Annotated in this window: 5 protein-coding genes; 1 reads left to right on the top strand and 4 read right to left on the bottom strand. The window is 60.4% G+C overall.

The window, feature by feature from the left end; genetic code table 11:
* Positions 1-10: 10 nt before the first annotated feature.
* Together QMK47_RS00465 and QMK47_RS00460 are read right to left on the bottom strand one after the other, a co-directional pair.
* Positions 11-457: a GNAT family N-acetyltransferase gene (locus QMK47_RS00465; RefSeq protein WP_018611678.1), complete on the bottom strand. Its 447-nt coding sequence runs from the start codon at positions 455-457 to the stop codon at positions 11-13.
* A 2-nt stretch (positions 458-459) separates the two neighbouring features.
* Positions 460-1,101, bottom strand: coding sequence for an FMN-binding negative transcriptional regulator (locus tag QMK47_RS00460; RefSeq protein WP_253470467.1), 642 nt, complete (start codon positions 1,099-1,101; stop codon positions 460-462).
* A gap of 100 nt (positions 1,102-1,201) precedes the next feature.
* Between QMK47_RS00460 and QMK47_RS00455 the strand changes: the two genes are divergently transcribed.
* Entirely contained in the window at positions 1,202-2,746 is a 1,545-nt protein-coding gene (locus tag QMK47_RS00455; protein WP_320389640.1) for a PLP-dependent aminotransferase family protein, read from the top strand.
* 45 nt (positions 2,747-2,791) lie between these two features.
* On the opposite strand, the gene QMK47_RS00450 is transcribed toward QMK47_RS00455, so the two are convergent.
* Both QMK47_RS00450 and QMK47_RS00445 read right to left on the bottom strand, forming a co-directional pair.
* Entirely contained in the window at positions 2,792-7,396 is a 4,605-nt protein-coding gene (locus tag QMK47_RS00450; protein ID WP_320389639.1) for a dermonecrotic toxin domain-containing protein, read from the bottom strand.
* Between the two features lie 123 nt (positions 7,397-7,519).
* Positions 7,520-12,139, bottom strand: a complete 4,620-nt coding sequence (locus tag QMK47_RS00445) for a dermonecrotic toxin domain-containing protein (RefSeq protein WP_320389638.1) — start codon at positions 12,137-12,139, stop codon at positions 7,520-7,522.
* Between the last annotated feature and the right edge of the window lie 93 nt (positions 12,140-12,232).

Raw genomic sequence — 12,232 nt, 5'->3', positions numbered from 1 at the left:
GCTGCGCTCCTTAAAGGGCTTTGCGAAATTGAATGAAGCCTGGGCGCTCGGCGATGCGCTCGTACAGCTGGATCGCCGTGGCGTTGGTTTCGTGGGTCAACCAGTGCACCTTGCAGCAACCATCGGCCTTGGCGGTGGCGTAGACGAATTCGATGAGCTGGCGACCCACCCCGGTGCCACGACTCTGTTCCGTTACCAGCAGGTCTTGCAGGTAGCAGGAATTCTCGATGCTCCAGTTCGAACGGTGATAGATAAAGTGCACCAGGCCCACCGCCGTGTCGCCATCCCAGGCGAGGGCAGCATGGGTCGGTTCATGCTCATCGAGCAAGCGTTGCCAGGTGCTTTGGCTGACGGCGTCCGGCAATTCGGTTTTATAGAACCGCAGGTAGGCTTGCCACAGCGGCAGCCAGGCGGCGTGATCGTCGGCGCTGACGAGGCGGATTTCAGGTTGGCTCATGTTCACTCCTTGGACAATTGTTCAGGCATCAGGTGGGCGAGCGCCCGGTCCTGCGGGTCGTGGCTGGCGGCGAGGCCGTTGCGTACGCCAGCGACATCCGCGGGGCTACGGTTCTGGCTGAGCTTGCGCTTGCCCTCCAGGCGCTGGATGGGCAGGGCGAAGCCGACGATGGCCTTGAGCATGCTGTCGATGTACTCGGGCGGCGCATCATCGATCTTCCACGGCTGCTCGCGACCGGTTTCGTGGCGGTCGGTGAGGGCGCCCACCAGGTTGCGCAGGCGATGGGCGTCGCTGAATACCTCGGCGCTGCCGTAGGCGTGTACGGCCACGAAGTTCCAGGTCGGCACGACTTTGCCGTGTTCGGCCTTGCTGGCGTACAACCCTGGGCTGACGTAGGCATCGGCCCCGGCGAATATCACCAGGGCCTCGGCGCCGGCTTCCAGGTCGCGCCATTGTGGATTGGCCCGGGCCATGTGGCCGTAGAGGCTGCCGTTCGGCCCTTGTTGGGTGTCCAGCAACAGCGGCAAATGGCTGGCCTGCAAACCGTGTTCACCCTGGGTGACCAATACGGCCAGGCGGCAATCGCCGATCATCTGGTGCAGTTCGGGCAGGTCTTCGACGGCAAAGGCTTTTGGGTTGTACATGATGATTTTCCTTGGCGAATGCGAACATCCTAGGCAGGCTATTGGTCTGTTGTAAGAGCCACTTCCGACCAATTCGATAGGTCCATTCGCGAGGGCTGTCATGCACAACACCGCGCCGCCATTGTCGTTCAACCCCGCTGGCATCGAGCTGGACCGCCGCCAGGGGCTCAGCCGCCAGCTCTACCAGGCGTTGCGTACCCGGGTGCTCGATGGACGCCTGGCCAGCGGCACGCGCTTGCCGGCCAGCCGTGACCTGGCGGCGGCCTTGTCGATTTCGCGCAACAGCGTGGTGCGGGCCTATGACCAGCTCTACGCCGAGGGTTTCATCGAAGGGCGGGTCGGTGACGGCACTTATGTGGCAAAACTGTCCTCAACGACGTTGCCGCTGAAAAACATATCCACAAAAGTATCCACAGGGTTTTCAACAGGCTTACCCACAGCCTTATCCACAGATTGGCTCGATTTACCTGTGGGTCCATCCAGTAAAGTTATCCACAGCGATGCGCTAAACCGCGTCGAAAAACACCATTTGGCCCAACCGCCCAGCGGCCCGCCGCGAGCGTTTCGGGTCGGTGTACCGGCTTTCGATCTGTTCCCTTTCGACGTCTGGGCCAAGCTGAATGCGGCTTTCTGGCGCAAGCCGGACTTGCAGCAGCTGTGTTATGGCGATTCCCAGGGCGATGCGCGCTTGCGCGGGTTGATCGCGGCGTACTTGCGCAGCTCCCGGGGGCTGCACTGCACGGCTGAACAAATTGTGATCACCAGTGGCGCACAGCAGGGCATCAGCCTTTGTGCACAGCTGTTGGTCGACCCGGGCGACGTCGTGGCGGTGGAAAATCCCGGCTATCGCGCGGCCGGGCATGCGTTCGCCGTTGCCGGGGCCGATGTCAGGGGCGTGCCGGTGGATGGCGACGGCTTGGATTGCGCCGCGCTGGGCGCGTTGAGCCACTGTCGGCTGGCCTACGTCACCCCGTCCCATCAATACCCGACCGGGGTAGTCATGAGCCTGCCACGGCGGCTGGAGTTGCTGGCCTGGGCCGAGCGCAACGACGGCTGGATCGTCGAGGATGACTACGATGGCGAGTACCGCTACAGCGGCGCGCCGCTGGCGCCCTTGGCTGCTCTGGATCGCCAGGGGCGGGTGCTTTACGTCGGCACGTTCGGCAAAGTGGCGTTCCCGGCCCTGCGTCTGGGCTACCTGGTGCTGCCGCCAGGCCTGGTCAACGCCTTTGCCCGACGGCGCGCCGTGGACGTGCGCCACTCCGAAGTCAGCACCCAGGCGGTGATGGCCGAGTTCATGGCTGCGGGGCATTTCCAACGGCATATCCGGCGTATGCGCAGGGCCGCCCTGGCTCGGCGTGATGCGTTGCTGGCGGGCTGGCCCAAGGCTGTTGCGGGTGTCGGTGCCCTACCTACTGTCGTGGCCGGGCTGCATCTCACGGTTCCTGTGGAGAGCATCGAGCGCGAGCGCGAACTGATCGCCCAAGCGACGAATGTGGGTGTGGAGATCAATGGCCTGAGCAGCTATTGGTTACCCACCACGCCGTCGCAGGTGCGCGCCGGGCTGGTGCTGGGGTTTGCGGCGGTCCCGCCAGCGGCGATAGCCATCGCACTGGCGAACCTGGCAACCGCCTGGAAAATCTGAAAAGTGCAGTGCCAGGGCATCAGTGGATGCCCTGGTTGCTTGCCGTCATGACACTTGTTTTGGAAAAAACACTTCCTTGGCCTGATCCACGGCAATTTCGCTGCGGTAATGCTCGATCAGTTGCCGTTGATTAAGCGTCTGGGTGGACTCGACGGCTGCTCCTTGACTGACCTGCTCAGGTGTCCGCAGGCGTGCAGACAGGAATGCATGAGGCGGCACCCAGTTCCTCGAGTAATGGAAATCGGCAAACCAGAGAGTCTTATTGGTTGACAGGTCCTTGATCTCATACCGGTCCAGATAGCTATGGAGAGGCGCCTTGATGCGTTGCCGATTTTTTTGCTTGGTAATGGAAATCTGGTTTCGGCTCTTAAGCCAGAGGACGTCGCTCATGGTCGGTGGGCGTTGCTTGATGACGTTCAGTACGGTTTCGAAGCTTTCGTCATGAAGGGTTTTCGAAGCCTTCTTGAGAGCCGTGCGCGTGGATTGCGCCAGACGTTGTTGCTCGGCCGAAATGCCAACCGTTTCGTTTGACGCATTGTCCAGGCCCTTGGTGATCGCGATAGCGACTTTCTCCATTCGGTTGGCGTGTGCGTTCAGAAGCAGGCCGATACCGGTGGGCGACCGCTCTGGCTTCTTCGTGTATTGCTCGATCTGCGCCTTGAATGCCGCCAATCCGTCGAGCAGCGCCTTGCCCTTGGTGAGGCTGGTTGCCAGCACCGGGACGGCCAGCGGCGTGTTGGTATTCACATGTGGCAGCCACTCGCCGGTTTCCTTGCGATGGAAGGTGGCGATGACTCGATCCGTGAGCGGATGCTTGACATCGACCCAATCGGTTTCTTCCAGGGTCTTGGTTAAACGCGGTTCCCCGCTGACCAAGCCCCAAAAACGCGCCCGGATGAATTTCTTCTTGGGCCTTGGGCGTTCCCGATAAGGGCCGGCTTCGCTTCGCTGGTTGCTTCGTTCATCAAGGGCGCGCGCCAGATGATGCAACGCCCTTTTTTTAAGATTGCCGACCTGCTTGCCCAGTCGATTGAGTTCTGTCGTGCGAACGCTGTCCTTGTATTCGTCGCCCAGGTATTGGATGTGTTCTTCAATGGCCGTGAACTGTTCCGTCAGGCTGCCGAATGCATCGATCTGCTCGTCCAGGCGGATCACGCTGCGCTCATCGATAGCGTCGTGCAGGCTTTGAAACGCGACCGTGGTGTTATCGACCAGTTGGTTCATGTCGGCCCAGCCTTCGGGGATGTCGTTGACGCTTTCCAGTGACAGGCAGAGGTGGCGATACATGTCCAACTGGATAAGTCGAATCGCATCGCTCTTGTAGGCCGGCATCTTCCCCCGGTGTTGCCGCAGCAGTTCAACGCCTTCGCGCCCAACCTTTCTCAGCCTGGAGAAGCGCGTCTCCATGTAATCCAGGCGCTCGATCATGTCGTCTCCGATCCTGATCATGCGGTCGGCTGCGTCAACGTGCTCTTGCTCCACGCTCTCGATGTTCGAGGTGGTCATGTCCACGGCTGTTCTCAGGGCCGGGACGAATCGCTCCTGCAAGGTGTCTATCTCTTCGAACGTGAAGTTGATTTGCGCATTCAGGTAACCGAGCCTGGCTTGAGGCGCGTCGGGCCTCGATTGGAAGACGGGCCACTGGATCAAAATCTCCAACGCTTCTTCGTAGCTTTCCCGCTGCGTTCTCAAGGTGCTCAAATAGACGTTGTGCCTGGCCTCCCTGGACGAGCCTGACGCCTGGTTCATCTCCTTGGCGTTCATGGTCAGCAGCTTCTGGTTTTGTGTTTTCCTTTCCTCGAACCGGTTCAGTTCGGCGAGCAGTTGGGTGCTGAGGCGTTTCGCATCCGCGATGATTTTCTGCCTGACACCTTTTGACCCGCTGCCGCGCAAACGCAGGCGAGGGTCGACACGCCATTCGCCTGCTGCGTCGTTAATCAGGGGCGGGCCGGTGCGTGCGGGGTCGTTCTCATCGACGATGGACACATGCTCGCCCTCCGCCGTCACGTTGAACCACTGGTCGGCGATTTTTGCGTACCAGTTCCCGCCCTGCTGGTAGAGCCCTTTGAGCGCGCCTTCGATCATGGGCTGTTCGGCGTTTTCAGGTTCGTTCACGCTGAAGGATTCAAGCAGCTTGGCGCGCTTTGCGGGTTGGCCTGTCAAGGCACCGCTGGCGCGGATAGCGTCATAGTGCTCGGGTGAGGGTTTCTTGTGCGCTAACGGGGCGAGCCTCTCGATCACGAGCTCAGGTTTTGTCGGGCTTTCCAATTCATGCACGACCGCTGGCGCCTCGGGTCGACGGCTGTTCGCGCTTTCCCTGGCGCGGTCGATGGCGTGAGTCGTAATCGCCATGGACATGTTCAACAGCAGGTCGACGAAGGTTTCCCAGGTGGCTTGGCGGTTGGAGGTTTCGTCGCTCTGGGTCAACGTTTCAAGGTCGTCCAGAATTTGCCAGAGCCAGGCCGCGGTGCCCACGGCGGTGCCCAGGTAAGGCAGCGCCAGGTTGAAAATCAACCAGCCGGCTTGTTTGAAAGTGGCCCAGCGATTTTCGCTGTTGGACACCGATTGCCGATCGGCCAGCTCGACCAGGGCATCGGCGTTGGCTTTGAACAGCTGCGGCAGGAAATCAGCCCCCAGGGTTTTCTCGCTCAAGCCGATGGGCGTGCTATTGAGCCAAGACGACACAGGGTCGACCGCAAACTCCACCATGGCCCAGGGTGACGGCAGCGGGCCCGGAAAAACGAACCGGCTGTAAGTGGCGCGTACCCCATCGGGCAGCCACGCCAGTACCGATTGGCGCAAGGAGGCGGTTTGCCGGATGGCGTAGATCAAGTTGCTGAACGACGGATACTGACACAGCTGCGGCTCAAGCAACGGTTGATACAGCAGGCAGGGGCCGGCATCGGGATCTTTCGGGCCGATCACGAACATGTTGGTGACCACGTCTGCCGAGGTGCTCAGCGCGTGCTTGGATTCGAACGCCAATGGGCGCAAGACGATGGTTTGCCCATCGACCTGGCGCTCGGACGCCTTGGGCTCCATCAGCGCGGCGACATAGCGGTAACCCCGTTCATCGATGCCCCCCAGGCCACGGATTTTGCTCTCCAACGCGAGCAGCGGTAACTGGATGCGTAACTGAGCGGCGTAGAGGTTTTCGCGGCGGCTGGATTCGGCCGGATCGTCGAGGAGTTTGTTCTTGATCAGGTTGGGATAAACGCGACCGATGTCGATTTGGGTGACCAGGTTTTCGACGTAATCGGCGGTCATCCATTTGGGCAATGCATGGCCGTCGACCGACCTGACTATTTTGTCCCCCAAGGGCAGCGCAATCAGGTTTTGCAAGGCCAGTTCAACGAGGCTGAACCGCGTGGTCTGGATTTTTCCGGGGACCACGAACGTCCCCCAGACCACCGGGCTGCGTATCTGGACCTCGATACTTTCCAGGTGAAGGGTCGAGGCGTCGGCATGGTCCGACAACATTTTCTGCTTGAGGCTGTTCAACGTGTACTGCTTGATGGAAGGAATACCCTCCATGTAGGTCTTGCCGGCATGGGCGCTGCCCAGCGCCGAAAGATTCTTCAGGTGTTGGGCGAACAGGAACTGGTCGGATGTCGGCGCGTCCTGCAACCAACCGGGAATCTGCTTCTGAAACCAGTCCTCGGCAGGTTCGTTATCCCGGCCCGCTCCCTCGTTATCCGCCTGTTCGCGATCGTCGGCGATCAGGCCTTCCAGGAACCCGGGATCGCCGATGACTTTGACCTGCATGGCGATCAGCCCGCAGGCCTTGTGATCGAACACATTGCCGTCGGGCTCATACAGCCGCCACTGGATTCGTGTGCGCTTGGCGCTGTTCAGATGAGTCGGCAGCGATTGACCCAACGCGTCTTGTGAAGCGAACTTCTCATACCCGTTGCGCAGCGAGTACGTCAGGATAACTTCCTTGCGGTCGATCGTTGCGCTCAAGGCCACGATCGAGTTTTCGTTCACACGATTGACCGTATCGCCGTCCACTTCATCGATATCGATCAAATAGGCATGGCTGTCATAGCGGTCATGGCGCTTGCGGTCCTGCAGGTCCGGGTAAAGGAACAACTGCCTGGCCATGTCGCATTCAGTCGCTGTCCAGCCCGGGACCTGGCTGACGTTCCAGATCTTGCGCAGGTTGCTGGAGAGCTCATGCCAGCGAGGGCCGGCCGTGCCGAGTGGCGTGTTCCAGTACACCAGTTGTTGTTCCTGGAAAGCGGACGCCATGGCGGGGGCCAGTTCGTTGATCAGCAGTCCGATCAGGCTGATACGCACCGGCAGATGCACCGGTGGAAAAGTGAGGGGCAGTTTGGTCAAGAAATGCAGCCCTTCGATCAGCAAGGTCGACTCGCTCTCGCCCACGCGCTCGGCCAACAGATCGCTGAGGGATGTATAGCGGGTGGGAAGCTCCACGATGTTGCCGTCGACGACGTCCCAATTCGGTTCGCCGACTACCGTGTTGTGTGGATCGAGGTCCAGCGTCGAGTACATTTTCTTGAGCGCTTTGCGCAGGAGCAGGCTGGCAACCTCCGGGGAGGTGGGCCCTGCGAGCATTTGATTGAGCAGCGCCTCTCTGAGGCTGACTTCGGAGGTAGGCGTCGTGGTGGCTGTGACGGTTTCTGTCATCTGGCTTTCCCTGTCTGGTGATACGTGGAGTCCCCGAAACCGAGTGCTTCGGGGGTTCCATGCTAGGCAGGGGCATGACAGCGAAGGTGGTAACTATGTATACGCAGCCGTACGGCGTCCTGGTCACCCGTATTTTTTTTGGAAGAACACCTCCCTAGCTTGGTCCGTGGCAATTTCGCTGCGGTAGTGGTCGATCAATTGCCGCTGGTTGAACGCCTTGGTGGGGACGAGCGAGGAGGTCTTCTGGTCGATTTGCTCAAGGGTTTTCAAGCGCCCGGAAAGAAATGCGTAGGCGGGCACCCAGTTGGTCGAGTAACGGAAATCGGCGAACCACAGCGTCTTATTGGTTTTCAGGTCCTTGATCTCATACCGGTCGAGGTAGCCATAGGGTGGGGTCTTGATGCGTTGCCGGGCCTTTTGTTTGGTGATGGAGATCTGATTGCGGCTTTTCAGCCAGATGACACCACTCATGGTCGGTGGGCGGCGCTTGATGACGTTCAATACGGTTTCAAACCCCAGCACATACAGGCTGCTCGCCTCCTTCTCCAATTGCTGGCGCAAGGCCTCGGCCGAGCGTCGTTGTACGGCGGGAAGCTCCGCGGTCTCGTTTGACTCGACGCCTTGTGCCTGGTCGAGGGCTTTTTTTATGGCCGCGCTGACTTTTTCCATCCTGCCGGCATGGGCGTTGAGGATCATCCCGATGCCGGCGGGCGTTTGGTGCGTCTGCTCTACGGTGTCCTCGATCTGTGCCTTGAACGCCGCCAGGCCGTTGATCAGGTCGGTGCCCTTATTGATGCTGGTGGCCAATGCCGGGACGGCGACCGGCGGGGCGTCGGGCTTGACGTGAGGAATCCATTCGCCGGTTTCCTTGCGGTGGAATGTGACGATGATCTCTCCCGAAAACGGGTTCTTCACGTCGACCCAATCGGTTTCCTCCAGGTTTTTCGATAAGCGCGGTTCACCACTGACGAGCCCCCAGAAGCGCGCCCGGATGAATTTTTTCCGGGGTCTGGGGCGCAGCTCGTAAGACCTGCTTTCGACGCGCCGGTTGCTTCGTTCATCGAGGGCCGCCGCCAAATGACTCAACGTGCGTTTCTTGGCGAGGCCGATCCCGGTCCGCAATCGAGTGAGTTGTATCGGGTGGATGCTGGTCTTGTATTCATTGGCCAGGTACTGGAGATGTTCATCGATGGCCGTGAACTGTTCGATCAGGCTGCCGAAGGCGTCGATCTGCTCGTCCAGGCGGATCACACTGCGCTCATCGATCGCGTCGCGCAGGCTTTGGTACGCCACCGTGGCGTTATCGACGATCAGGTTGATGGCCTCCCAGCCTTCGGGCATCGACTCGACGCTTTCAAGGGACAGGCAGAGGTGGCGAAACATGTCGATCTTGATCAGTTGCAGGTCGTCACTCGTGTACAGCGGCATCTTCCGGCGGTGTTGCCGGACAAACTCGAAGCCTTCGTGGCCCACCTCCTTCAGTTCGGTGAAGCGGGTCTGCATGTAGTCCAGGCGCTCGATCACGTCGTCACCGACGCGAACCATGTTTTCGGCGGTGTCTATATGCGCTTGCTCCAGCACCTTGACCCCGGAGGTGATCATGGCCTTGGCCTTGCTCATGACCGGGGTGAAACGTTCGTTCAGCGCCTCCATCTCCACGAAGGTGAAATTGACCTGCGCGTTCAAGTAGCCAAGCCGGGTGCGAGGGTAGTCGGGCCGTGACTGGAACACCGGCCATTCCAAGAGGGTCTTCAAGGCTTGTTCGTAGTTTTCCCGCTGCGCTTTCAAGGTACTGACGTAGGTGTCGCGCTTGGTCTCCTTGGCGGCGCCCGTCGCCTCGTTCATTTCCTGGGCCTGCATGGTCAACAGCTTCTGGTGCTGCGGCTTCTTGGCTTCGAACTGGTTCAGTTCGAGCAACAGTTCGACTCGGCGGCGTGTCGCCTGGGCGATGACTTTCTGCCTGACCCCTTGCGACCCGCTGCCGCGCAGGCGCAGACGCGTATCCACGTGCCACTTGCCCTGTGCATCGCCCATCAGGGGAGGGCCTGTTCGCGCAGGGTCTTTCTCATCGATGATCGACACCTGTTCGCCTTCCACCAGCACCTTGAACCATTTGCCGGCCAGGTTGGCGTACCAGTCGCCGGCCTGCTCATAGAGCCCTTTGAGCGCGCCCTCGGTCTGGCGTTGGCCTGGGTCTTGCGGCGCGTCGAGGCTGAAGCTGTCGAGCAGCTTGGCGCTCTCCCTCGACTGGCCCATCAAGGCGCCGCTGGAACGAATGGTCTCGTAGTGCTCGGTCGGCAACGCCGTGCTGGCAAGCGGCGCCCGTTGCTCTATCACGAGCTCAGGTTTTGGCTTGGGCAGATTTTCCAGTTCGCGCACCACTTCCGGTGCCTCTGGCCGGCGCGGACGCCGGGCGGCCCTGGCGCGGTCGATGGTGTGGGTAATGATCGCCAAGGCGATGTTCAACAACAGGTCGGTGAGGGTCTCCCACTTGGCCTGGCTGTCGGCCCCTTCGCGGTTCTGTGTCAGCTGTTCCATATCGTCGAGAATTTGCCAGAGCCACGTTGCGGTGCCGACAGCCGTTCCCAGGTAAGGCAAGGCCAGGTTCAGGATCAGCCAGCCGGCACGCTTAAACGTTTGCCAGCGACTCTCGTGGTTGGAGATCGATTCGCGGTCGGCCAATTCGACCAAGGCATCGGCGTTGGCTTTGAACAATCGCGGCAGGAAATCCGCACCCAGGGTCTTGTCGGTCAAGCCGATGGGGCCGCTATTGGCCAGGGACGTCAACGGCGCGGCCACGAATGCCACGATGCTCCAAGGAGAGGGCAGCAGGTCCGGGAACACGTATCGGCCGTAATCGTCACGCACCCCATCGGGCAACCAGGCCAGCACCGATTGGCGCAAGGCAGGCGTTTGCCTGATCGCATACAGCAGGTTGCTGAACGACGGGTATTGGCACAACTGTGGTTCGAGCATCGGTCGATACAACAGGCAGGGCCCAGCGTTCGAATCCTGCGGGCCGATGACGAACATATTGGTGACCACGTCCTCCGAGCTGCCCAGTTGCAGTTCAGGGACGAAGGCCAGTTGGCGCAGGACGATGAGGTTGCCGTCCACCTTGCGATCGGCTTCTTCAGGCTCCATCAGGGCGACGACGTACCGGTAGCCCTTTTCGTCCAGGTCACCCTGGCCACGGATCTTGCTTTCCAGGGCCAGCATCGGCAACTGAATACGTAACTGGTCGGTGTAGAGTTTTTCGCGGCGGGCCGACTCCGTTGGATCGTCGAGCAACTTGCTCTTGACCCGTTCAGGATAAACGCGACCGATATCGATTTGGGTGATGAGGTTTTCGAGATAGTCGACGGTCATCCATTCGGGCAGCTCACTGTCGTCCAGCGACCTGACGGTTTTGTTGCCCAGGGGCAGCGCGATCAGGTTTTGCAAGGCCAGCTCCACCAGGCTGAACCGGGCCGTGTCGACCCTGCCGGGCACCACGAAGCTCCCCCAGATGACCGGGCTGCGCACCTCGATCTCGATGGCTTCCAGATCGAGCTTCGCGGCCTCGGCATGGTCGGCGGTCATCTGGGTTTTCAGCGCGTTCAATGCAAAGGCCTTGATGGCGGGAATATCGTCCAGATAGGTTTTGCCGGCGTGGGTGTGGCTCAAGATCGACAGGTTCTTCATGTGCTGGGCAAACAGCACCTGATCGGACGGCGACGCCGCCTGCAACCAGTAGGGCATCTGTTTTTGAAACCAGCCCTCCATCAGGTCGTCAGTCGTATCCTGGCTGGAGGCCTGGCTGTTTTCATGGAACGTCAACATGTCCGGGGCGTTGGAGATGCCGATGATCTTGACCTGCTCGGCAATCATCCCGCAGGCCTTGTAATCGAAGATATTGCCGTCGGGCTCATACAGCCGCCATTGGATTTTCCGGTAGCTGTCCGGGCCCAAGTGGGCGCGGAGCGATTGCCCGAGTGCCTGTTGGGAATCGAACCGTTCATAGCCGTTGAAGACCGAGTACTTGAGGACGACCTCCTGGTTGTCGATCTTGCCGATCAGCACCACGATGGTGTTGTCACTCATGCGTTGCACTTGATCGCCCTCGATGCCGTCGATGTCGATCAGATAGGCGTGGGCGTCATAGAGGTTATTGTCCTGGCGGCCTTGCCGGTCGGGATAACGGAACAGATGCCTGGCCATGGCGCATTCAGCCTCGCTCCAACCCTTGACCCGTGTGACGTCCCAGGCCGAGCGCAGCGCACTGGAGAGTTCATGCCAGCGCGGGCCGGCGTCGCCGATGGAGGCATTCCAATAGGCCAATTGCTGCTCCTGGCAGGCCGTCAGCATGGCCGGTTGCAGCTCGTTGATCAGCCGCCCGATCTGGTCGATGCGCACCGGCAAGTGCACATCAGGCGTGGTGAGGGGGAGCTGGGTCAAAAAGTGCAACCCTTCGATCAGCAGCATCGGGCTACTGTCGTTCAACAGCCCGGCGAGCATGTCACTGAGGGTTTCATAACGCGTCGGGCGCTCGACGATTTCGTCGTCGACGATGCCCCAGTGCGGCTCGCCGACCACGGTGGTGTGGGGGTCGAGGTTGAGCGTGGGGTAGAGCTTCTTGAGGCCGTCCCGCAGGAGGATGGCGGCCACCTCGGGGTAGGTGGGGCCGGCGAGCAACCGGTTGAGCACGGCATCCTTGGGGTCGGTTGCGGGGGTGAGGCGTGTGCTTGTAGAGCTTGGTGTCATCGGAGTCTCCCTGACTTGTGCGACGTGGAGTCCCGGAGCGAAACGCTGGGGGAATCCATGCTAGGGCGGCACAAGACAGGGAAGGTGGTAACT

Origin of the sequence: Pseudomonas sp. P9_35 (assembly GCF_034008205.1) — a bacterium.
GTDB classification, from domain to species: Bacteria; Pseudomonadota; Gammaproteobacteria; order Pseudomonadales; family Pseudomonadaceae; genus Aquipseudomonas; species Aquipseudomonas kilonensis.
Note: the sequence above shows the minus strand (reverse complement) of the source record. Positions and strands in the feature narration are given on the sequence as shown.

Excerpts from the sequence above, each read along its gene's own strand:
- QMK47_RS00465 (WP_018611678.1), bottom strand. The coding sequence starts at position 457 with ATGAGCCAACCTGAAATCCGCCTCGTCAGCGCCGACGATCACGCCGCC.
- QMK47_RS00455 (WP_320389640.1), top strand. The coding sequence starts at position 1,202 with ATGCACAACACCGCGCCGCCATTGTCGTTCAACCCCGCTGGCATCGAG.
- QMK47_RS00445 (WP_320389638.1), bottom strand. The coding sequence starts at position 12,139 with ATGACACCAAGCTCTACAAGCACACGCCTCACCCCCGCAACCGACCCC.
- QMK47_RS00450 (WP_320389639.1), bottom strand. The coding sequence starts at position 7,396 with ATGACAGAAACCGTCACAGCCACCACGACGCCTACCTCCGAAGTCAGC.
- QMK47_RS00460 (WP_253470467.1), bottom strand. The coding sequence starts at position 1,101 with ATGTACAACCCAAAAGCCTTTGCCGTCGAAGACCTGCCCGAACTGCAC.